At 58.6% G+C, this 22,824-nt stretch carries 16 protein-coding genes, 2 tRNA genes, 4 rRNA genes and 1 pseudogene; 11 read left to right on the top strand and 12 right to left on the bottom strand.

What is annotated here, in order from left to right; all coding sequences use genetic code 11:
• Positions 1-50: 50 nt before the first annotated feature.
• From C4K39_RS00560 to C4K39_RS00610, 11 genes are all read right to left on the bottom strand, one after another.
• Positions 51-1,991, bottom strand: coding sequence for a DUF7844 domain-containing protein (locus C4K39_RS00560; RefSeq protein WP_437179394.1), 1,941 nt, complete (start codon positions 1,989-1,991; stop codon positions 51-53).
• Positions 1,992-2,008: 17 nt separating this feature from the next.
• On the bottom strand, positions 2,009-2,329 hold the full coding sequence (locus tag C4K39_RS00565) for a DUF2388 domain-containing protein (RefSeq protein WP_068575367.1): 321 nt from the start codon (positions 2,327-2,329) through the stop codon (positions 2,009-2,011).
• A 27-nt stretch (positions 2,330-2,356) separates the two neighbouring features.
• Positions 2,357-2,665, bottom strand: a complete 309-nt coding sequence (locus C4K39_RS00570; RefSeq protein ID WP_124345423.1) for a DUF2388 domain-containing protein — start codon at positions 2,663-2,665, stop codon at positions 2,357-2,359.
• Between the two features lie 104 nt (positions 2,666-2,769).
• Complete coding sequence (locus C4K39_RS00575; protein WP_068575365.1) at positions 2,770-3,090, bottom strand: DUF2388 domain-containing protein; 321 nt, start codon at positions 3,088-3,090, stop codon at positions 2,770-2,772.
• 159 nt (positions 3,091-3,249) lie between these two features.
• A complete protein-coding gene (locus tag C4K39_RS31740) occupies positions 3,250-3,438 on the bottom strand; it encodes a DUF1127 domain-containing protein (protein WP_083235705.1) in 189 nt (62 codons plus the stop codon).
• A gap of 278 nt (positions 3,439-3,716) precedes the next feature.
• Entirely contained in the window at positions 3,717-3,932 is a 216-nt protein-coding gene (locus tag C4K39_RS00585; protein ID WP_068589259.1) for a DUF1127 domain-containing protein, read from the bottom strand.
• A 320-nt stretch (positions 3,933-4,252) separates the two neighbouring features.
• The gene (gene scpC, locus C4K39_RS00590; RefSeq protein WP_068584257.1) at positions 4,253-5,746 is read right to left on the bottom strand and encodes a succinyl-CoA:acetate CoA-transferase ScpC; all 1,494 of its coding nucleotides are present in this window, start codon (positions 5,744-5,746) and stop codon (positions 4,253-4,255) included.
• A 179-nt stretch (positions 5,747-5,925) separates the two neighbouring features.
• On the bottom strand, positions 5,926-7,362 hold the full coding sequence (locus C4K39_RS00595; protein WP_068584260.1) for an NAD(P)(+) transhydrogenase (Re/Si-specific) subunit beta: 1,437 nt from the start codon (positions 7,360-7,362) through the stop codon (positions 5,926-5,928).
• A complete protein-coding gene (locus tag C4K39_RS00600) occupies positions 7,362-7,682 on the bottom strand; it encodes an NAD(P) transhydrogenase subunit alpha part 2 (RefSeq protein WP_003233786.1) in 321 nt (106 codons plus the stop codon). The genes C4K39_RS00595 and C4K39_RS00600 overlap by 1 nt, the downstream gene beginning before the upstream one ends.
• A gap of 15 nt (positions 7,683-7,697) precedes the next feature.
• Positions 7,698-8,819, bottom strand: coding sequence for a Re/Si-specific NAD(P)(+) transhydrogenase subunit alpha (locus C4K39_RS00605; RefSeq protein WP_124345424.1), 1,122 nt, complete (start codon positions 8,817-8,819; stop codon positions 7,698-7,700).
• A gap of 447 nt (positions 8,820-9,266) precedes the next feature.
• Positions 9,267-10,166: a LysR family transcriptional regulator gene (locus tag C4K39_RS00610; protein WP_068584268.1), complete on the bottom strand. Its 900-nt coding sequence runs from the start codon at positions 10,164-10,166 to the stop codon at positions 9,267-9,269.
• A gap of 157 nt (positions 10,167-10,323) precedes the next feature.
• Between C4K39_RS00610 and C4K39_RS00615 the strand changes: the two genes are divergently transcribed.
• The 10 genes and pseudogenes from C4K39_RS00615 (at position 10,324) to C4K39_RS32100 (ending at position 21,009) form a co-directional block, all read left to right on the top strand.
• Entirely contained in the window at positions 10,324-11,505 is a 1,182-nt protein-coding gene (locus C4K39_RS00615; protein ID WP_068584271.1) for an acyl-CoA dehydrogenase, read from the top strand.
• A gap of 13 nt (positions 11,506-11,518) precedes the next feature.
• Positions 11,519-12,739, top strand: a complete 1,221-nt coding sequence (locus tag C4K39_RS00620; protein ID WP_124345425.1) for a CaiB/BaiF CoA transferase family protein — start codon at positions 11,519-11,521, stop codon at positions 12,737-12,739.
• Positions 12,740-13,385: 646 nt separating this feature from the next.
• Positions 13,386-14,922: ribosomal RNA gene (locus C4K39_RS00630) — 16S ribosomal RNA — on the top strand.
• 123 nt (positions 14,923-15,045) lie between these two features.
• Positions 15,046-15,122 (top strand) — tRNA-Ile (locus C4K39_RS00635).
• Positions 15,123-15,132: 10 nt separating this feature from the next.
• Positions 15,133-15,208 (top strand) — tRNA-Ala (locus tag C4K39_RS00640).
• 219 nt (positions 15,209-15,427) lie between these two features.
• Positions 15,428-18,319, top strand: a 23S ribosomal RNA gene (locus C4K39_RS00645).
• A gap of 135 nt (positions 18,320-18,454) precedes the next feature.
• Positions 18,455-18,570, top strand: a 5S ribosomal RNA gene (gene rrf / locus C4K39_RS00650).
• Positions 18,571-18,681: 111 nt separating this feature from the next.
• Positions 18,682-18,797: ribosomal RNA gene (rrf, locus tag C4K39_RS00655) — 5S ribosomal RNA — on the top strand.
• Together the 16S, 23S and 5S rRNA genes with 2 tRNA genes alongside form the textbook arrangement of a ribosomal RNA operon.
• Before the next feature lie 331 nt (positions 18,798-19,128).
• Positions 19,129-20,154, top strand: a pseudogene (locus tag C4K39_RS32095) (HAMP domain-containing protein); the annotation flags it as partial.
• A 69-nt stretch (positions 20,155-20,223) separates the two neighbouring features.
• On the top strand, positions 20,224-21,009 hold the full coding sequence (locus tag C4K39_RS32100) for a methyl-accepting chemotaxis protein (protein WP_416220667.1): 786 nt from the start codon (positions 20,224-20,226) through the stop codon (positions 21,007-21,009).
• A gap of 69 nt (positions 21,010-21,078) precedes the next feature.
• On the opposite strand, the gene C4K39_RS00665 is transcribed toward C4K39_RS32100, so the two are convergent.
• A complete protein-coding gene (locus C4K39_RS00665; RefSeq protein WP_068575490.1) occupies positions 21,079-21,843 on the bottom strand; it encodes a thioesterase II family protein in 765 nt (254 codons plus the stop codon).
• Positions 21,844-22,129: 286 nt separating this feature from the next.
• On the opposite strand from C4K39_RS00665, the gene lapG reads away from it, so the two are divergent.
• Positions 22,130-22,822: a cysteine protease LapG gene (lapG, locus tag C4K39_RS00670; RefSeq protein ID WP_068575491.1), complete on the top strand. Its 693-nt coding sequence runs from the start codon at positions 22,130-22,132 to the stop codon at positions 22,820-22,822.
• Positions 22,823-22,824 lie beyond the last annotated feature (2 nt).

The following is a 22,824-nucleotide window of genomic DNA, read 5'->3' on the forward strand; positions in this document are numbered from 1 at the left end:
GCCAAGCAAGGCCTGCGGTTCTTTTTGCAACCTCGCGGGTTCGGCTGCGGTTATGGCAGTTCCAGGCCGCCGGCGGCCTTGTGCAGCGCCCGCAGGTGTTCACCCACCTGCTTGAGGTTGGCTTCGTTGGCGGCAATTTCGGCTGCCCGGGCCGGTTCCAGCAAGGCTCGCACTTCCTTGTCCAGGTCGCCGGTCAAGGATTGCAGTTGCTTTTGCCGCGTGCTGCTTTCCGACTCCAGGCGCTGCCATTCGCTGGGCTGTGGCAGGCCATAGCCACTGCTGCCCAGCAGTTCCGCCGGGCGACTGAGGAAGCCGCTGTTGGCGAGAATTTCCTGCAAGGTCTTGTTGGCCTGTTCCATGCCGCCGTTCTTCAGCTCGCGGGCACCCAGGTAGCGTTGCTTGACCTCGTCCTGGGCCAACAGCAACTGCCGGCGAAAACTGGCTTGCTCCAGCAGTAGCAACGCAGCGCTGGTGCGCAAGTCCGCCTGGTCGAACCATTGGCGGCGCTGTTCGGCGCTCAGGGACAGCCAGTCTTCGACACTGGTTTCCTTGATCGGCAGGTGCTTCTTGATGACTTCGAACATCGCCTGGTAGCGATCGCGAAAGGAGTCGAAGCGATAGCCCAGGCGCAGGGCCTCGCGAGGATCGTCGAGCACGCTGGTATCGGCCAGTCCCCTGCCCTTGAGCACCTCCAGGAGACCGTTGGGCATGATGCTGTCCAGGCCAACCAGTTGCTGGTTGTTGCTGCCGCTACGCAGCAGCTTGAGGCTTTCCACGGCGCAGTTGTTGGACAGGAAGTAATAGTTGCCGTCGTAGCTCCAGTGCATTTCGGCGGCGTGCTCCACCACTTCCTCGATCTCGCTGCGCGAGAGGTTCAGGGGCACCGAGGCCAGGCTGCGCAGCTCGGTCTTGGTGTACTCGTCGATCACCTGGGACAGCGGCAGGATGAACAGGCGTGACGGGTACTTGCCCACCAGGCCGTCCCAGCTGGAGAGCTGCACGTCACCGACGAAAGCGCGATAGGACAGAACCAGGTGCTGGTCCAGGTCCAGCCGGCAATCCGGCCCACGAGGCCGGCCCGGCGCGCAGATCACCAGGCGCAGCATGCTGTGGCCCCAGCGACTGACCCAGTTCTGGTTGGCTTCGGCCAGCAGGTAGTCCACCGCGTAGACCCGCTCCGGGTCGACCTTCCCCAGGGGCGTCTTGGCAAAGTCGTTGCCGGCATTGAGGAACGCAAAGGACTTGGCGCAGGTGTCCTTGGCGGCTGGTGCCCAACCGAAGTGCTCCTGGTAGTAGCGATATAGCGCCGGACGCCGGCAGGCGTAGCTCGGGTCGAGGAGGAAGTACTCCATGTTCACCGCGACGAACTCTTTGGGATTGGTCGTCTCGTAGAGGTCGGGGCTGCGGGCAACCTGGCGGTTGTGCTGCTCACGCTCCCCGCGGCGGCCGACGTACTGCGGCCAGCCGGCCAGGTCCAGCAGGCGCGGGTCGTCGCTCAGGGTGAAGCGGCGATCGTTCTGGCCGCGACAGGCGTCTGGCAGGCCCACCAGGCCTGTGGTGCCGTTGTTGCGGGTGCAGCGTTGGATCAGGCTGCGCTCGGCGCTGGGCCAGAGGCGCGCACGATCATAGATATGGGTCAGCTCATGGAGCACGGTGGCGAGCATTTCCCGGCGCACGGTGCCATGGGGGCGATGGGTCTTCTGGGTGGCGGCAGAACCATCGGCGAGGCTGGGTAGCAGTGCGCGGTTCAGGTCCAGCTCCGCGACCAGGGAGGCCTCGCCATAGGCGTTGTCCGGCATGCGGTCGGTCCAGCCGACGTCGATGGTGCGGTCCAGTTGCTGGATGAAGCGTGGCGGCAAAGCCTGCATCGCTTCATCCAGCAGCGCCTGGCTGGCTTGTTGTTGCTGCGGGTTCAGGCCGTCGGTCTTCAGGCGCAGCTTCAACTCGGCTTGGGCGCTGGCACAGGACAACCCCAGGGCTGTCGCGAGCATCCAGGCGAAGAGTGGTTTCACAGGGCGAGGATGGCTTCGGCGAGCACCTGGTCGCTCGCGTCACGAGCTTCCGGTACGCGAGAGCGCAGGGTGCCGAAGGCGGCCTCCAGCTGGGCACCACGGATATCGCCGTTGCTGGCGACGAAGCTGGCGGCGTCGTCGTGGGCTTCGCGAACGATCTTGGAGTCACGGATGGATGTAGTGGTGTCCGAGGTGAAATCGATCGTGCGGCCGAAGGCGCGAACGATGATGTTACTGGTGGCCACCAGGGTATGTGCCTGGGCCACGTCGGCCAACAACAACAGGCCGAGGGTGGCGGCAATCAGTGGGCTACGCATGGAACGACTCCGGAATAACAGGGGTGGCTATTGGACGAGAATTGCCTGCGCCAGTTCAAGGTCGCTGGCATGAAGTTTTGCCGGGGCGTGGCGCAGATATTTCAGCGCTGACTCCAGGCGCGCACCAAGCAGTCGACCGTCCGTTGCAACGAAGGCAGCGGCGTCATCCTGGGCGGCAAGTACAAGTTTATGGTCGAAGGGCGCGGAGGTCACCTGGCTAGTAGCGTAGGCGGTGATGACCGAGCTCTGGGTGCTCAGGTCCATTGCCTGTGCCAGGTTGGTCCAACCAAGGACGATCAATACGGGAGGGATAAGCGTGATGCGGAACAAACCCATGGGTCTCTACAGCTGAAAACCAGCGGCCAAGGCTAGCGCAATGACCGCCGGAGGACCAGCGCAGAGGGCTCCAGGTGCGTAGCTGCACCTGAAGTCGACGATGCTCAGATGGCCAGGATGGCCTGGGCCAGTTGTGCGTCCGTGGCCTGTTGCAGCAGTGGGGCCTGCTGGCGGATGTGGGCGAAGGCGCTTTCCAGTTTCACGCCGCGAATGGCGCCATCGGTGGCGACGAAGCTGGCGGCGTCATCCCGGGCAGCACGGACGATCTTGTGGTCGCGCAGGGAGGATGTGGCGTCGGAGGTGGCATCGGAGGTGGCCTTGAGCGCGCCGACGATGGCATCGGTGGTCACGATCAGGCTGGTGGCGTGGGCGTTGGCGGCCAGGGCCAGCAGTGCGGCAGCGCTAAGCAAGCGGAGACGGGACATGGATAACTCCTGTAGATGAACAGACAGATGAAGGGCGCTGAGTGAGACGCCGGGCAGTCACTGCGAGGTGCTGTGTCTGATAGCTCTGACGCAGCTCGAGCGAGAATCGCCACGTCAGGACTGATATTAGGCTCAGCCGTTCTGTTCGCCCATACCTGCTCAGGTCCGCCAGAAAGGTTTGCGCAGTTCTGCTGCCCTTTCGCAATGACTGATGCCGCTGTCTGCCAGTTGTCGCTCATCCAGTTGGGCCAGCAGCCGACGGGTCCTGCTTCGTTCCTGCATGTTCCTGAAAGCGTCCAACCAAGTGTGCAAGGCCTGGAGGCCGGTGTGCCTGACTGATGAGTTCATGATGCGATCCTCGATGAAAGGCCGGGCATTGTTCCCGTAGGTCACATGATGAGCAGTGCCAGCAGGCGCGGACAGGTACACCAGGGGAAAATTGTACTGGTTCAGTTTTGAATTATTTAAAACTGTACTTGTCGCTATCGACCGAGGCTGTACGCCGGGCTCCAGGGTTTTTCAGGCCAGAAACGACAAGACCCGCCGCGGTTTCCCGTGGCGGGTCTTGTTAATGCAATTCGGGGTGCTGGCGGTGGACCCGGTGGGTCAGGGCCAGCGACGCTGAGTTAGCGCCAGAACGGCTTGCTCAGCTCTTCGTAGCGTTGTGCTTCGCTGATCCCGGCATCGGCCAGCAGACGCGAGTCCAGGCGAGCCAGTTGATGGCGGCTGGAGATGCGGCGCTGCCACAGCATCAGGTTGGCGATGATACGCAGAGGCATGGAAGCCTGGGATTTTGCAGCCTTGTCTTCGAAGAACAGTTCGGAACTGAGTGTACGTTCCATGGTTGACATCCTTCCGCTTGTGGCGGGATCAGGTAGTGGTTTAACTGGTGCCCATGATCCTCCTCCGGCGCAAGACTCTGTAGATACAGTTCACCTGTATTGTGAATGACCAGTTAACTGTTTATAGGGGCTGTACTGTTCCGAAATGGCACAACTGTACCTGTCAGCACCTTTTTGGTGCATTTCGCGGGTTTTTGGCGGGCGGGTGGCGGTTTCAGGCGGGGAAAAGACCGGTACAGCAGTACAGTTTTTGCAACGCTGTAGAAATGAAGTCGGCGGGCTGGCGCAACTGTGCTTGCGTCAGCCGCCGACTGTATCCATCACTCGGCGAGCATCTTCCCGGTTTCTTCCAGGTTGATGTGCCAGCTCAGGGCTTCACGCAGGATGTGCGGGGTGTGGCCACCCAGGGCGCAGGCCTTGGTGAAGTAATCGTTGAGGGCGTCGCGGTAGGACGGATGCACGCAGTTGTCGATGATCACCCGTGCCCGCTCCCGGGGCGCCAGGCCGCGCAGGTCGGCCAGGCCGATTTCGGTGACGAGGATGTCGACGTCGTGCTCGGTGTGGTCCACATGGCTGACCATGGGCACCACGCTGGAAATAGCCCCGTCCTTGGCGATCGACTTGGTAACGAAGATCGCCAGGTGCGCGTTACGGGCGAAGTCACCCGAGCCGCCGATGCCGTTCATCATCCTGGTGCCGCAGACGTGGGTGGAGTTGACGTTGCCGTAGATGTCGAACTCCAGCGCGGTGTTGATACCGATGATGCCCAGGCGCCGTACCACTTCGGGGTGGTTGGAGATCTCCTGCGGGCGCAGCACCAGCTTGTCCTTGTAGCGCTCCAGGTTGCCGAACACATCGGCGTTGCGCCGGCTCGACAGGGTAATGGAGCTGCCCGAGGCGAAGCTCAGCTTGCCGGCGTCGATCAGGTCGAAGGTCGAGTCCTGCAGTACTTCGGAGTACATGGTCAGGTTTTCGAAGGGCGACTCGATCAGGCCGCACATCACCGCGTTGGCGATGTTGCCGATGCCGGCCTGCAGCGGGCCGAGCTTGTTGCTCATGCGCCCGGCCTCCACTTCCCGCTTGAGGAAGTCGATCAGGTGGTTGGCGATGCCCTGGGTCTCGCTGTCCGGGGTCGAGACAGTGGATGGCGAGTCGGACTGGTCGGTGATGACGATGGCGGCGATCTTGTCCGCCGGGATCGGGATGGCGGTGCTGCCGATGCGGTCGTCGACCTTCACCAGCGGGATCGGCGTGCGGGTTGGGCGATAGGTCGGGATATAGATGTCGTGCAGCCCTTCCAGGTTCGGGTTGTGCGCCATGTTGATCTCAACGATCACTTGCTTGGCGAAGATCGCGAAGCTGGCGGAGTTGCCCACCGAGGTGGTCGGCACGATGTGCCCCTGCTCGGTAATGGCCACCGCCTCGATCACGGCGATGTCCGGCAGCTTGAGCTGCTGGTTGCGCAGTTGTTCGACGGTTTCCGACAGGTGCTGGTCGATGAACATCACTTTGCCGGCGTTGATCGCCTTGCGCAGGGTGCTGTCCACCTGGAACGGCATGCGCCGGGCCAGTACGCCGGCCTCGGTCAGTTCCTTGTCCAGGTCGTTGCCCAGGCTGGCGCCGGTCATCAGGCTGATTTTAAGCGGTGACACCTTGGCCCGTTCGGCCAGGGCATGGGGCACGGCCTTGGCTTCACCGGCGCGGGTGAAGCCGCTCATGCCGACGGTCATGCCGTCCTCAATCAGAGCGGCAGCGTCTGCAGCGCTCATCACCTTATCCAACAACGAAGGCAAGCGGATACGATCACGGTACATGGATTGTTATCTCGGGCAACGAAAGCAAGAAGCGCAGTCTAGTGATTTCCAAAAAAAACGCCCCGCGACAAAGGTCGAATGAAGGGGCCCGTTCCAGAGCCTTCCGTCGGCTTGCTGGTATAAATAAAAAACCCCAGCCTACTAAAGGCTGAGGTTTGGGGTATTGCGCTACAGCAGGGTTATTCGACGGCTTTGACCATGTCTTCGATGACCTTCTTGGCGTCGCCGAAGACCATCATGGTCTTGTCCAGGTAGAACAGTTCGTTGTCCAGGCCGGCATAGCCGCTGGCCATGGAGCGCTTGTTGACGATGACGGTCTTGGCCTTGAAGGCCTCCAGGATCGGCATGCCGGCGATGGGCGATTTCGGATCGTTCTTCGCTGCCGGGTTGACCACGTCGTTGGCGCCGAGCACCAGCACCACGTCGGCCTGTCCGAACTCGGAGTTGATGTCCTCCATCTCGAACACCTGGTCGTAGGGCACTTCTGCCTCGGCCAGGAGCACGTTCATATGGCCAGGCATGCGCCCTGCCACCGGGTGGATCGCGTACTTCACGGTCACGCCACGGTGGACCAGTTTCTCGGTGAGTTCCTTCAGCGCGTGCTGGGCGCGTGCCACCGCCAGGCCGTAGCCGGGCACGATGATCACAGTGTCGGCGTTGGTCAGCAGGAAGGTCGCGTCGTCGGCCGAGCCGGACTTCACCGGGCGGGCCTCCTGGGCGCCAGCTGGACCGCCGGCATCGGCGCTGTTGCCGAAGCCGCCGAGCAGCACGTTGAAGAACGAGCGGTTCATCGCCTTGCACATGATGTACGAGAGGATTGCGCCGCTGGAGCCCACCAGGGAGCCGGCGATGATCAGCATCGAGTTGTTCAGCGAGAAGCCGATGCCCGCCGCCGCCCAGCCCGAATAGCTGTTGAGCATCGACACCACCACCGGCATGTCGGCGCCGCCGATAGGGATGATGATCAGCACGCCCATGATGAAGGCCAGGGCCAGCATCAGGGCGAAGGCGCCCAGGTTGCCGGTGACCATGAAGGTGATGCCCAGGCCCAGGGTAGCCAGGCCCAGTACCAGGTTCAGCTTGTGCTGGCCGGCGAACTGTACCGGTGCGCCCTGGAACAGGCGGAACTTGTACTTGCCCGACAGCTTTCCAAAGGCAATCACCGAACCGGAGAAGGTGATGGCACCGATGGCCGCGCCGAGGAACAGCTCCAGGCGGTTGCCGGTGGGGATCGAGTCGCCCAGCTGCTTGACGATGCCCAGGGACTGCGGCTCGACCACGGCGGCGATGGCGATGAACACCGCGGCCAGGCCGATCATGCTGTGCATGAAGGCCACGAGCTCAGGCATCTTGGTCATTTCGACGCGCTTGGCCATGATCGAGCCGGCGGTGCCGCCGATCAGCAGGCCGACGATCACATAGCCGATACCGGCGGTGGCGAGCTCGGCGCCGAGCTTGTAGATCAGGCCGACGGTGGTCAGTACCGCCAGGGCCATGCCCAGCATGCCGAACAGGTTGCCGCGGCGCGACGTGGTCGGGTGCGAAAGCCCCTTGAGCGCCTGGATGAAGCACACCGAGGCGATCAGGTAGAGGGTGGTTACCAGGTTCATGCTCATTATTTCTGCACCTCTTCTTTGGCTTTGGGCGCTTTCTTCTTGAACATTTCCAGCATGCGGCGGGTGACCAGGAAGCCACCGAACACGTTAACCGCGGCCAGGGCCACGGCCAGGGTGCCCATGGTCTTGCCCAGCGGGGTTACGGTCAGGGCGGCGGCCAGCATGGCGCCGACAATGACGATCGCGGAAATGGCGTTGGTCACCGCCATCAGCGGTGTGTGCAGTGCGGGTGTGACGTTCCAGACCACGTGATAACCGACATAGATCGCCAGCACGAAGATGATCAGGTTGTAGATACCGGGGGAGATGAGCTCTTCCATCGTCTGAATCCCTGCTTAGGCGTTTTTGCGGATGACTTGGCCGTCGCGGCACATCAGGCACGCGGCGACGATGTCGTCTTCGAGGTTGACGTCGAACTGCCCTTCTTTGGTGAAGACAAGCTTCAGGAAGTCCAGCAGGTTGCGGGCATACAGGGCCGACGCGTCGGCAGCTACTGCGCCGGCGAGGTTGGTCGGGCCGACGATGGTCACCCCGTTCTCGACCACCACCTGGTCAGCCACGGTCAGCGGGCAGTTGCCGCCCTGGGCGGCGGCCAGGTCGATGACCACCGAGCCGGGCTTCATCTGGGCCACGGTATCGGCGCTCAGCAGTGTCGGCGCCTTGCGGCCGGGGATCAGGGCGGTGGTGATGACCACGTCCGCCTGCTTGGCGCGCTCGTGCACGGCCAGGGCCTGGCGCTGCATCCAACTGGCTGGCATCGGGCGAGCGTAGCCACCAACGCCTTCGGCGCATTCGCGCTCTTCATCGGTTTCGTAAGGGACGTCGACGAACTTGGCACCCAGGGATTCGATCTGCTCCTTGACCGCCGGGCGTACGTCGGAAGCCTCGATCACCGCACCCAGGCGCTTGGCCGTGGCGATGGCTTGCAGGCCAGCCACGCCGGCGCCGAGGATCAGCACACGGGCGGCCTTAACGGTACCGGCGGCGGTCATCAGCATCGGCATGAAGCGCGGGTAGTAGTGGGCTGCCAGCAGCACGGCCTTGTAGCCGGCGATGTTGGCCTGGGACGACAGCACGTCCAGGCTCTGGGCCCGAGAAGTGCGCGGCGCAGCTTCCAGGGCGAAGGCGGTGATCCCGCGTTCGGCCAGCTTGGCGATGGTTTCATTGCTGAACGGGTTGAGCATGCCTACCAGGACGGTCCCGCTCTTGATCAGAGCCAGCTCGCTGTCGTTGGGGGCTACTACCTTGAGGATCAGCTCGGCGCCAAAGGCATCGTTGGCGTTGCCAATGGTCGCCCCTGCCGCTTCGTAGGCACTGTCGGGAACGCTGGCGTTGATGCCGGCGCCGCTTTGCACAGTGACTTTATGACCCTGGCCGATCAGCTTCTTGATGGTTTCCGGGGTTGCAGCAACCCGCGTTTCACCTGTCTGGGTTTCGAGAGGAACACCAATGTGCACGTCAAATCTCCTGCTTGATCTTATTGCTTGCGATCTTTCTTAGAAGGCCAGCGCACTACGCAGGGGCGCTGGGGCGGCCGATCAGCACGATCCCGCTGAAATCACAGCGGGGCGCGGCATTTTGCAGGCGAACTTTGAGGCCTTCAAGGCATTCTGACTAGTGACGGAAAATTAACTACAAGTCACCCCGTGACCGAATGTCGCAACCCCCTGGGCTTAGGCCTTGTAGGCCGTGGCTTTCAAGGGTTTTACCGTAAATTTAAGTTTTTTCGCATTGGTGACATGAATGCACATACATTGTCTGCCAATAAACCCTACAACCCACGTGGTTAGCTGCTTGGAGAAGGTTTTTGGTCGATGTCGGTACAGTCTGTCTATATGCGACAAATAGTTATATCTGTAGTGCTTTGATTTTTCTGACTACGAGGTCAAGTAAGGCTGGAGGCCTTAGTTTTCCAGGGTATAGCTGTGTGCCTGGTGTACCAGCCAATCGCGAAATGCCCGTAGCGAGGCTGACTCGACCTTCCGCTCGGGAATCATCAGGTAATACGCCTTGATGCTCGACAGGGCCTTGGGGTTGGCGATCACCAGGCGCTTCTCCGCCAGTTCACGCTGGATCAGGAACGGCGGGATCAAGGCGATGCCCATGTCGTGCATGGCGGCCTGGGCAAGCATTGAGAATAGCTCGTAGCGTGGGCCTGTCATGTCGCGGGGGATGTTCAACTGCTGGGAGTTGAACCATTGGCGCCAGGCGTAGGGCCGGGTGGTCTGCTGTAGCAGGGGCAGTTCGGCAATGGCTTCGGGGGATAACTGTTGAAGTTCGCCCAGCATGGCCGGGCTGCATACCGGCATGGGGTGTTCGTCCATCAAACGGTGGGACTGGGTGCCGGACCAATCGGCGTCGCCGAAGTAGATGGCAGCGTCGAAGGGAGTATCGGCGAACAGGAATGGCCGGGTGCGGTTGGTCAGGTTGACGGTGACGTCCGGGTGCCGTTGCTGGAAGTCCTTGAGGCGTGGCAGCAGCCATTGGGTGCCGAAGGTCGGGACCACGGCCAGTTCGATGACGTTGGCGCCCTGCTGCCCCATCACCGATAGCGTGTCGCGTTCCACTGCATCCAGCTGGGTGGCGACCCGGCGGCTATAGGACAGGCCGGCCTCGGTCAGCTTGACCCCGCGTCGGGAGCGGCGGAACAGCTCGACGCCGAGGAACTCCTCCAGGCTGGCGATCTGTCGACACACCGCGCCCTGGGTCAGGGATAGCTCCAGGGCAGCCTTGGTGAAGCTCTCGTGACGGGCGGCGGCTTCGAAGCTGATGAGCGCGGCGGTGCTGGGGATTTTTCTGCGCATGTACGGCAATCTCACTAATGAATGCTGTAAATGGCACTTGTCGCCATTTCGAAGTGAGAAATTAGCACAACAGTATGCGAAATCCTCGTTTGCCCGGGGCGACGACCAGGCCTAGGATCAATCCACGATAGTTGGCCTACTTCACGAGGACTCTCCCATGGGCGGCAAAGCAAGCTTCAACTGGATCGATCCCCTTCTGCTGGATCAGCAACTGACCGAAGAAGAGCGCATGGTGCGCGACAGCGCCGAGCAGTTTGCCCAGGGCAAGCTGATGCCGCGGGTCCTGGAGGCTTTCCGCCATGAGCAGACCGATCCGGCGATCTTCCGCGAGATGGGTGAAGTGGGCCTGCTGGGGGCGACCATTCCCGAGCAATACGGCGGCAGTGGCCTGAACTACGTGTGCTACGGCCTGATCGCCCGTGAAGTGGAGCGTGTGGATTCCGGTTACCGCTCGATGATGAGCGTGCAGTCGTCCCTGGTGATGGTGCCGATCAACGAATTCGGCACCGAGGCGCAAAAGCAGAAGTACCTGCCGAAGTTGGCTTCCGGTGAGTGGATTGGCTGCTTCGGCCTGACCGAGCCTAACCATGGCTCCGATCCGGGCGCGATGGTGACCCGTGCGCGCAAGGTGGATGGCGGCTACAGCCTGACCGGCAGCAAGATGTGGATCACCAACAGCCCGATCGCCGATGTGTTCGTGGTCTGGGCCAAGGACGACGCTGGCGATATCCGTGGCTTTGTCCTGGAGAAGGGCTGGAAGGGCCTGAGCGCCCCGGCTATCCATGGCAAGGTCGGCCTGCGGGCGTCGATCACCGGCGAGATCGTCATGGATAACGTGTTCGTTCCGGAAGAAAACATCTTCCCTGATGTGCGTGGCCTGAAAGGTCCTTTCACCTGCCTGAACTCAGCACGCTACGGTATTTCCTGGGGCGCCCTGGGAGCCGCCGAGTTCTGCTGGCACACCGCTCGCCAGTACACCCTGGATCGTCAGCAGTTCGGCCGTCCTTTGGCGGCGACCCAGCTGATCCAGAAGAAGCTGGCGGACATGCAGACCGAGATCACTCTCGCCTTGCAAGGCTGCTTGCGCCTGGGCCGGATGAAGGATGAAGGCACCGCGGCGGTGGAAATCACTTCGATCATGAAGCGCAACTCCTGCGGCAAGTCCCTGGATATTGCCCGCATGGCCCGCGACATGCTGGGCGGCAACGGTATCTCCGACGAGTTCGGCATCGCCCGTCACCTGGTGAACCTGGAGGTGGTCAACACCTATGAAGGCACCCATGACGTGCATGCGCTGATCCTGGGGCGTGCACAAACCGGTATCCAGGCGTTCTATTAATAGGAGAGCGGCCATGGGCGCGTTATCGCATCTACGGGTACTGGATTTATCGCGGGTCCTGGCCGGGCCATGGTCCGGCCAGATCCTGGCGGACCTGGGGGCCGAGGTCATCAAGGTCGAGCGCCCGGGCAATGGTGACGATACCCGCGCCTGGGGGCCGCCCTTCCTTAAGGACGCTTATGGCGAGAACACTACGGAGGCTGCCTATTACCTGTCGGCCAACCGTAACAAGCAATCGGTGACCATCGACTTCACCCGTCCGGAAGGCCAGCAACTGGTGCGCGAGCTGGCGGCCAAGTCGGACATTGTCATCGAGAACTTCAAGGTCGGCGGCCTGGCGGCCTATGGCCTGGACTATGAGTCGCTCAAGACGCTCAATCCGCGCCTGATCTATTGCTCGATCACCGGGTTCGGCCAGACGGGGCCTTATGCCAAGAGGGCGGGCTATGACTTCATGATCCAGGGGCTGGGTGGGCTGATGAGCCTGACCGGTCGCCCCGAGGGTGATGAAGGTGCCGGGCCGGTGAAGGTTGGTGTGGCCTTGACCGACATCCTGACCGGGCTCTATTCGACGGTGGCGATCCTGGCGGCCCTGGCTCACCGGGACCAGGGCGGCAGCGGGCAGCATATCGACATGGCACTGCTGGATGTCCAGGTGGTCTGCCTGGCGAACCAGGCGATGAATTACCTGACGACGGGGGTCGCGCCCAAGCGCCTGGGTAATGCCCATCCTAATATAGTGCCCTACCAGGATTTTCCGACGGCGGATGGCGACTTCATTCTTACCGTGGGTAATGATGGGCAGTTTCGCAAGTTTGCCGAAGTGGCGGGCCAGCCGCAGTGGGCGGATGACCCTCGGTTCGTCACCAACAAGCTACGGGTGGCCAATCGTGCGGTGCTGATTCCGCTGATTCGCCAGGCGACGGTGTTCAAGACTACGGCGCAGTGGGTCAGCCAGCTGGAGCAGGCAGGGGTGCCGTGTGGGCCGATCAACGACCTGTCCCAGGTGTTTGCCGATCCGCAGGTGGTGTCCCGTGGCCTGGCCGTGGAGTTGCCGCATGCCTTGGCGGGGATGGTACCCCAGGTGGCCAGCCCTATTCGTCTCTCCGAGACGCCGGTGGAATATCGTCAGGCCCCTCCTCTGCTGGGCGAGCATACGCAGCAGGTTCTGCAGCGCGTGCTGGGTATGCAGGCCGAGGCCGTGGATAGCTTGAAGCGGTCGGGAGTGTTGTAGGGGTTTCCTTCTTATATATAGAGAGAGGCGCTTTGCGTTCCATGTAACGCTGCCCGGGACAGCCTTTTAAGGCGTTCTGGGCGTTATTTATGGAAAACTGAAAATAAGTGTTGACGGCGAGTTTAATGTCTCTATAATTCGCCCCACTTCCGGCGCAGTCGAAACGGAAAACTCCTTGAGATTCAACGAGTTACCAAGATTTCGACAGCGGTCACGCTTCAGTTCATCGAAGCCCGAAAGGAGCTGATAAGGCAGCGAAAGTGGCCTTGTTAGCGTTTCGATCCTCTCGATCGAAAGCGGTTAAAAAGAGGTGTTGACAGCAGCGTGTAACGCTGTAGAATTCGCCTCCCGCTAACGAGAGATCGAAAGCGCAAGTGGTTGAAGTTACAAAGGAAACTTTGAAAACTTCTTAAAAAAATCACTTGACAGCAAATGAGGCTGCTGTAGAATGCGCGCCTCGGTTGAGACGAAAGATCTTAACCAACCGCTCTTTAACAACTGAATCAAGCAATTCGTGTGGGTGCTTGTGTAGTTAGACTGATAGTCAAAAAGATTATCAGCATCACAAGTGACCATTCGAGAAATCAAATAGTCATTTGAGATTGCTGAGCCAAGTTTAGGGTTTCTTAAAAACCCAAGCAGTATTGAACTGAAGAGTTTGATCATGGCTCAGATTGAACGCTGGCGGCAGGCCTAACACATGCAAGTCGAGCGGATGAAGTGAGCTTGCTCATGGATTCAGCGGCGGACGGGTGAGTAATGCCTAGGAATCTGCCTGGTAGTGGGGGATAACGTTTCGAAAGGAGCGCTAATACCGCATACGTCCTACGGGAGAAAGCAGGGGACCTTCGGGCCTTGCGCTATCAGATGAGCCTAGGTCGGATTAGCTAGTTGGTGAGGTAATGGCTCACCAAGGCTACGATCCGTAACTGGTCTGAGAGGATGATCAGTCACACTGGAACTGAGACACGGTCCAGACTCCTACGGGAGGCAGCAGTGGGGAATATTGGACAATGGGCGAAAGCCTGATCCAGCCATGCCGCGTGTGTGAAGAAGGTCTTCGGATTGTAAAGCACTTTAAGTTGGGAGGAAGGGCAGTAAGCTAATATCTTGCTGTTTTGACGTTACCGACAGAATAAGCACCGGCTAACTCTGTGCCAGCAGCCGCGGTAATACAGAGGGTGCAAGCGTTAATCGGAATTACTGGGCGTAAAGCGCGCGTAGGTGGTTTGTTAAGTTGGATGTGAAAGCCCCGGGCTCAACCTGGGAACTGCATCCAAAACTGGCAAGCTAGAGTATGGTAGAGGGTGGTGGAATTTCCTGTGTAGCGGTGAAATGCGTAGATATAGGAAGGAACACCAGTGGCGAAGGCGACCACCTGGACTGATACTGACACTGAGGTGCGAAAGCGTGGGGAGCAAACAGGATTAGATACCCTGGTAGTCCACGCCGTAAACGATGTCAACTAGCCGTTGGGGTCCTTGAGACTTTAGTGGCGCAGCTAACGCATTAAGTTGACCGCCTGGGGAGTACGGCCGCAAGGTTAAAACTCAAATGAATTGACGGGGGCCCGCACAAGCGGTGGAGCATGTGGTTTAATTCGAAGCAACGCGAAGAACCTTACCAGGCCTTGACATGCAGAGAACTTTCCAGAGATGGATTGGTGCCTTCGGGAACTCTGACACAGGTGCTGCATGGCTGTCGTCAGCTCGTGTCGTGAGATGTTGGGTTAAGTCCCGTAACGAGCGCAACCCTTGTCCTTAGTTACCAGCACGTTATGGTGGGCACTCTAAGGAGACTGCCGGTGACAAACCGGAGGAAGGTGGGGATGACGTCAAGTCATCATGGCCCTTACGGCCTGGGCTACACACGTGCTACAATGGTCGGTACAGAGGGTTGCCAAGCCGCGAGGTGGAGCTAATCCCACAAAACCGATCGTAGTCCGGATCGCAGTCTGCAACTCGACTGCGTGAAGTCGGAATCGCTAGTAATCGCGAATCAGAATGTCGCGGTGAATACGTTCCCGGGCCTTGTACACACCGCCCGTCACACCATGGGAGTGGGTTGCACCAGAAGTAGCTAGTCTAACCTTCGGGAGGACGGTTACCACGGTGTGATTCATGACTGGGGTGAAGTCGTAACAAGGTAGCCGTAGGGGAACCTGCGGCTGGATCACCTCCTTAATCGACGACATCAGCTGCTTCATAAGCTCCCACACGAATTGCTTGATTCATTGAAGAAGACGATAGAAGCAGCTTTAAGCTCCAAGCTGATAGCTCCAAGCTAACAGTTACAAGCTCGAAATTGGGTCTGTAGCTCAGTTGGTTAGAGCGCACCCCTGATAAGGGTGAGGTCGGCAGTTCGAATCTGCCCAGACCCACCAATTTTGTTATGGGGCCATAGCTCAGCTGGGAGAGCGCCTGCCTTGCACGCAGGAGGTCAGCGGTTCGATCCCGCTTGGCTCCACCATAAACTGCTTCTGAAAGCTTAGAAATGAGCATTCAAATCGAATGTTGATTTCTAGTCTTTTGATTAGATCGTTCTTTAAAAATTTGGGTATGTGATAGAAAGATAGACTGAACACTACTTTCACTGGTAGTGGATCAGGCTAAGGTAAAGTTTGTGAATAATTGCAAACTTTCGGCGAATGTCGTCTTCACAGTATAACCAGATTGCTTGGGGTTATATGGTCAAGTGAAGAAGCGCATACGGTGGATGCCTTGGCAGTCAGAGGCGATGAAAGACGTGGTAGCCTGCGATAAGCTTCGGGGAGTCGGCAAACAGACTTTGATCCGGAGATCTCTGAATGGGGGAACCCAGCCATCATAAGATGGTTATCTTACACTGAATACATAGGTGTAAGAGGCGAACCAGGGGAACTGAAACATCTAAGTACCCTGAGGAAAAGAAATCAACCGAGATTCCCTTAGTAGTGGCGAGCGAACGGGGACTAGCCCTTAAGCTTCTTTGATTTTAGCGGAACGCTCTGGAAAGTGCGGCCATAGTGGGTGATAGCCCTGTACGCGAAAGGATCTTAGAAGTGAAATCGAGTAGGACGGGGCACGAGAAACCTTGTCTGAATATGGGGGGACCATCCTCCAAGGCTAAATACTACTGACTGACCGATAGTGAACTAGTACCGTGAGGGAAAGGCGAAAAGAACCCCGGAGAGGGGAGTGAAATAGATCCTGAAACCGTATGCGTACAAGCAGTGGGAGCAGACTTTGTTCTGTGACTGCGTACCTTTTGTATAATGGGTCAGCGACTTATATTCAGTGGCAAGCTTAACCGAATAGGGGAGGCGTAGCGAAAGCGAGTCTTAATAGGGCGTTTAGTCGCTGGGTATAGACCCGAAACCGGGCGATCTATCCATGGGCAGGTTGAAGGTTAGGTAACACTGACTGGAGGACCGAACCGACTACCGTTGAAAAGTTAGCGGATGACCTGTGGATCGGAGTGAAAGGCTAATCAAGCTCGGAGATAGCTGGTTCTCCTCGAAAGCTATTTAGGTAGCGCCTCATGTATCACTGTAGGGGGTAGAGCACTGTTTCGGCTAGGGGGTCATCCCGACTTACCAAACCGATGCAAACTCCGAATACCTACAAGTGCCGAGCATGGGAGACACACGGCGGGTGCTAACGTCCGTCGTGAAAAGGGAAACAACCCAGACCGTCAGCTAAGGTCCCAAAGTTATGGTTAAGTGGGAAACGATGTGGGAAGGCTTAGACAGCTAGGAGGTTGGCTTAGAAGCAGCCACCCTTTAAAGAAAGCGTAATAGCTCACTAGTCGAGTCGGCCTGCGCGGAAGATGTAACGGGGCTCAAACCATACACCGAAGCTACGGGTATCACGTAAGTGATGCGGTAGAGGAGCGTTCTGTAAGCCTGTGAAGGTGAGTTGAGAAGCTTGCTGGAGGTATCAGAAGTGCGAATGCTGACATGAGTAACGACAATGCGAGTGAAAAACTCGCACGCCGAAAGACCAAGGTTTCCTGCGCAACGTTAATCGACGCAGGGTTAGTCGGTCCCTAAGGCGAGGCTGAAAAGCGTAGTCGATGGAAAACAGGTTAATATTCCTGTACTTCTAGTTATTGCGATGGAGGGACGGAGAAGGCTAGGCCAGCTTGGCGTTGGTTGTCCAAGTTTAAGGTGGTAGGCTGAGATCTTAGGTAAATCCGGGATCTTAAGGCCGAGAGCTGATGACGAGTTACCTTTTAGGTGACGAAGTGGTTGATGCCATGCTTCCAAGAAAAGCTTCTAAGCTTCAGATAACTAGGAACCGTACCCCAAACCGACACAGGTGGTTGGGTAGAGAATACCAAGGCGCTTGAGAGAACTCGGGTGAAGGAACTAGGCAAAATGGCACCGTAACTTCGGGAGAAGGTGCGCCGGTGAGGGTGAAGGACTTGCTCCGTAAGCCCATGCCGGTCGAAGATACCAGGCCGCTGCGACTGTTTATTAAAAACACAGCACTCTGCAAACACGAAAGTGGACGTATAGGGTGTGACGCCTGCCCGGTGCCGGAAGGTTAATTGATGGGGTTAGCGCAAGCGAAGCTCTTGATCGAAGCCCCGGTAAACGGCGGCCGTAACTATAACGGTCCTAAGGTAGCGAAATTCCTTGTCGGGTAAGTTCCGACCTGCACGAATGGCGTAACGATGGCGGCGCTGTCTCCACCCGAGACTCAGTGAAATTGAAATCGCTGTGAAGATGCAGTGTATCCGCGGCTAGACGGAAAGACCCCGTGAACCTTTACTATAGCTTTGCACTGGACTTTGAATTTGCTTGTGTAGGATAGGTGGGAGGCTTTGAAGCGTGGACGCCAGTCTGCGTGGAGCCATCCTTGAAATACCACCCTGGCAACTTTGAGGTTCTAACTCAGGTCCGTTATCCGGATCGAGGACAGTGTATGGTGGGTAGTTTGACTGGGGCGGTCTCCTCCTAAAGAGTAACGGAGGAGTACGAAGGTGCGCTCAGACCGGTCGGAAATCGGTCGTAGAGTATAAAGGCAAAAGCGCGCTTGACTGCGAGACAAACACGTCGAGCAGGTACGAAAGTAGGTCTTAGTGATCCGGTGGTTCTGTATGGAAGGGCCATCGCTCAACGGATAAAAGGTACTCCGGGGATAACAGGCTGATACCGCCCAAGAGTTCATATCGACGGCGGTGTTTGGCACCTCGATGTCGGCTCATCACATCCTGGGGCTGAAGCCGGTCCCAAGGGTATGGCTGTTCGCCATTTAAAGTGGTACGCGAGCTGGGTTTAGAACGTCGTGAGACAGTTCGGTCCCTATCTGCCGTGGACGTTTGAGATTTGAGAGGGGCTGCTCCTAGTACGAGAGGACCGGAGTGGACGAACCTCTGGTGTTCCGGTTGTCACGCCAGTGGCATTGCCGGGTAGCTATGTTCGGAAAAGATAACCGCTGAAAGCATCTAAGCGGGAAACTTGCCTCAAGATGAGATCTCACTGGGATCTTGAATCCCCTAAAGGGCCGTCGAAGACTACGACGTTGATAGGTTGGGTGTGTAAGCGCTGTGAGGCGTTGAGCTAACCAATACTAATTGCCCGTGAGGCTTGACCATATAACACCCAAGCAATTTGCTTAAGAGCGAGTTGCGGTGTGTGAAGACGCACGAACCGAAAGTTTGCAGCACACAAACCTATTACATACCCATTCGCTGGAACGTTGCCCAAACAACGGCTCAGCTACAGAATTTCTTGACGACCATAGAGCATTGGAACCACCTGATCCCATCCCGAACTCAGCAGTGAAACGATGCATCGCCGATGGTAGTGTGGGGTTTCCCCATGTGAGAGTAGGTCATCGTCAAGATTAAATTCCGAAACCCCAATTGCGAAAGCAGTTGGGGTTTTGTCTATTTGTAGAAGCACTGATTTTGCTGGCACGTTTGACTCAAGGTCCAACGGATCGGCCACAGAATTTCTTGACGACCATAGAGCATTGGAACCACCTGATCCCATCCCGAACTCAGCAGTGAAACGATGCATCGCCGATGGTAGTGTGGGGTTTCCCCATGTGAGAGTAGGTCATCGTCAAGATTGAATTCCGAAACCCCAATTGCGAAAGCAATTGGGGTTTTGTTTTTGCGCTGGAAAAATCACCCATCAGCATGCGCCCTCAAAGCCGCTTAGCGGCCACTGCCTGCTCCTGAAAAATACCTCGCAACTGCTCTGGAATGCCGTTCAGCGGGATTTTGGCGATTCCGCTGAGTAATTCAGATAAATCTCTAAGGGTTCGGGAGTTCTTGCCGACAGAGTGATGAGAAATGCGTGCACCAGAGCAGAGCGATCAGAGAATGTCGCCTGCGTTGTTAAATGGAATGTTGCATTCCGGACGCATCCCCACTTTCGGCATAAGAAGTCCCATGAAATGAATCTCAAGTTCAGCCATAAAATCCTTTTGGCCGCCTCCGGCGTAGTGGTTCTGGCTTTTGCGTTGTTCACTTTGTACAACGACTACCTGCAGCGAAACACCATCCGACAGAACCTTGAATCCTCCATCAAACAGGCTGGCGAACTCACATCCAGTAGCGTCCAGAACTGGATGAGCGGGCGTATCCTGGTGCTCGAGAACCTGGCGCAGAACGTTGCTCACCAGGGTCAGAACGCCGACTTCCCAGGCCTGGTCGACCAACCGGCATTCACCTCGAACTTCCAGTTCACCTACGTTGGCCAAGCCAACGGTATCTTCACCCAGCGCCCTGACGCGAAGATGCCCGACGGCTACGACCCTCGCCAGCGTCCTTGGTACAAGCAGGCCGTAGCTGCCGATAAGACCATGCTGACCCCGCCCTACATGGCGGCTGTCGGTGGCCTGGTAGTGACTATCGCCATGCCGGTGAAGAAGCAGGGCGAGCTACTGGGCGTGGTGGGTGGCGACCTGAGCCTGGAAACCCTGGTGAAAATCATCAACTCGGTGGATTTCGGCGGCCTCGGCCACGCTTTCCTGGTCAGCGCCGATGGCCAGGTGATCGTCAGCCCGGACAAAGACCAGGTGATGAAGAACCTCAAGGATATCTACCCTGGCGCCCATGTGCGGATCGAGAACGGCAACCAGGAAGTGGTCCTGAACAAGCAGGAACGTATCCTCTCCTTTACCCCGGTAACCGGCCTGCCGAACGCCGAGTGGTACATCGGCCTGTCCATCGACAAGGACAAGGCCTATGCCCCGCTGAGCCAGTTCCGTACCTCGGCACTGATCGCGATGTTCATCGCCGTAGCCGTGATTGCCGTACTGCTGACCTTGTTGATCCAGGTCCTGATGCGTCCGTTGGTAACCATGGGCCGTGCGATGCAGGATATTGCCCAGGGCGAGGGCGACCTGACCCGCCGCCTGGTGGTGGCGAGCAAGGACGAGTTCGGCGAACTGGGTAGCTCGTTCAACCAATTCGTGGAGCGCATCCACGCCTCGATTTCCGAAGTATCCTCGGCCACTCGCCAAGTCCACGATCTGTCCCAGCGCGTGATGACCTCGTCCAACGCCTCGATCATCGGCTCCGACGAGCAGAGCGCCCGTACCAACAGCGTAGCGGCGGCAATCAACGAACTGGGTGCCGCCACCCAGGAAATCGCCCGTAACGCTGCCGACGCCTCCGAGCACGCCAGCGGCGCCAGCGATCAGGCCGACGATGGGCGCCAGGTGGTCGAGCAGACCATCCAGGCGATGACCGAGCTGTCGCAGAAGATCAGCCTCTCCTGCACCCAGATCGAGACCCTGAATGCCAGCACCGACAACATCGGGCACATCCTCGATGTGATCAAGGGCATCTCCCAGCAGACCAACCTCCTGGCGCTCAACGCTGCCATCGAGGCGGCCCGTGCTGGTGAAGCAGGTCGTGGTTTCGCCGTGGTGGCCGATGAGGTGCGCAACCTGGCCCACCGTACCCAGGAGTCGGCGGAAGAGATCCACAAGATGATCACCTCGCTGCAGATCGGCTCCCGCGAAGCGGTGTCGACCATGAACGCCAGCCAGGCGTCCAGCGAAGAGAGCGTCGAAGTGGCCAACCAGGCCGGTGCTCGCCTGATCAGCGTGACCCAGCGCATTGGCGAGATCGATGGGATGAACCAGTCGGTGGCTGCTGCAACCGAGGAGCAGACTGCGGTGGTGGAAGCCCTCAACATCGACATCAACCAGATCAACCTGCTGAACCAGCAGGGTGTTGCCAACCTCAACGAAACCCTGAAGGACTGCGATGCGCTGTCCCAGCAGGCCAGTCGCTTGAAGCAGTTGGTCGACAGCTTCAAGATCTGAGGCGATCCAGAGTCACCTCAAAAGCCCGCTCCTGCCTGATGGCAGGGCGGGCTTTTTCATGCCCGGGCATCAGGCCAGATGCTCTCCCAGCAGCCCCAGGTGAGTGTTGATCACTTGCAGCAAACGTTGGCGTTGGGACTTGATGAAAAAATGGCTGCCGGCAATCTCGATCAACTCGAACTCCCTGCTGGTGAAGGCACGCCACGCGAGCATATGGCTGGCGGTCGCCAAGGGGTCCTCGCTGCCGTAGAAGGCTGTCAGGGGCATCTTGAGAGAGCCGCTGGCCGTGTCGTGCCAGGTCTCGAAAAGCTTCAGGTCGCTGCGTAGCAAGCGCTCGTATTCCAGCAACTCATGTTTCCCGCGAGGCATCTCCTGGGAACTGGCGCCCAGTGTCAGGACCGCCTCCCGGAAAGTCTCGGGAGGCAAGGTATGCAGCAGAGGGTGAGGTGGAGGAGTATCAGGGCTGCGGCAGCCAGAGACGAATAGATGGCGTGTCTGCTGGGGGAATCGTTCCTGGGCATACTTGGCGGTCTCGTACGCCAGAGAAGCTCCCAGGCCATGGCCGAACAGTGCGTGGGGTTCTGCCAGCCACGATCCGAGGGCCGTGGATATCGACTCCATCAGGTACTGCCAGTCATCGCAGGGGGGCTCGGTGCGGCGTGGGCCATGTCCCGGCAGGTTGATCACCACCAACTCGATATGGTCGGCAAGGCCGGTGGACCATATTCGCAGTGGCTCTGCCGCCGCTCCTGAGTGTGGAAAGCAGATCAGGCGGATCCCCGTGGCTTGCCCGGAATTGACGACCAGCGTCCAATGTTGGTTATCGGTGTACACAGCTCTTCCTTAAGCAAGGGGGCCGGCAGATCCTCTCCCGGCGTTGGCACGGCAGGTTGGTCCACAAGGTCCCAATCTGCCAGGGGTATTCAAAATACTGGTTGCAGGCGATGAATGCACGCAGCCCAGGAACAGATTTTCACGACGCCTGGTGCTTGGAACTATGCTCTGAGCGTTCGGTGCAGGCCGTCATTTTGCCGGGCAGTGATTGTAAGGTGCCATTGTTTTTTGTCGGGCCAGCCTTCACCATCAGCCGATTTACGACAGCTCCCATGGACTCATCCCATTGGCGGTACGTTTAGCTCTCTTTCGGACCTTGCGCTGGCTTGGCGCGGCACTGCTGCTGGCCGGTGTGCTGCTGGGCACCTTGCAGGCCGATTGGGACTTCTCCCTGATCAGCCGACGAGCCACCGCGCTTTACGGCCCCCTGGGCGAAGGCCAGCAACGTATCGATGCCTGGCAGCGTCTCCTGGCCACCCAGAAGCAGGTTCAGGAGCGTGAGCAGCTCAAGGTGGTCAACCTGTTCTTCAACAAGAACATGCGCTACGTAGAAGACATCGACCTATGGCACCAGGTGGATTACTGGGAAACACCGATCGAAGCCCTGTGGAAGGGCGCGGGCGATTGCGAGGACTACGCCATCGCCAAGTATTTCAGCCTCCGCCACCTCGGTGTTTCCAGCGACAAATTGCGCATTACCTACGTCAAGGCGTTGCGCCAGAATCGTGCACACATGGTCCTGACCTACTATTCCACCCCGGATGCCATGCCCCTGGTGCTCGACAGCCTGGAAGACGCGATTCGTCCAGCCAGCGAGCGTACCGACCTGTTGCCGGTCTACTCCTTCAATGCCGAAGGGCTCTGGCTTCCAGGCGCCAAGGGCAACAAACGCGTCAGTGATACCAAGCGCCTGTCCCGCTGGCAGGATGTGTTGAAAAAAATGCAGGCCGAAGGATTTCCGGTCGAAACGACTAACTAGGA

Origin of the sequence: Pseudomonas sessilinigenes (assembly GCF_003850565.1) — a bacterium.
In the GTDB taxonomy this organism is placed as follows: Bacteria; Pseudomonadota; Gammaproteobacteria; order Pseudomonadales; family Pseudomonadaceae; genus Aquipseudomonas; species Aquipseudomonas sessilinigenes.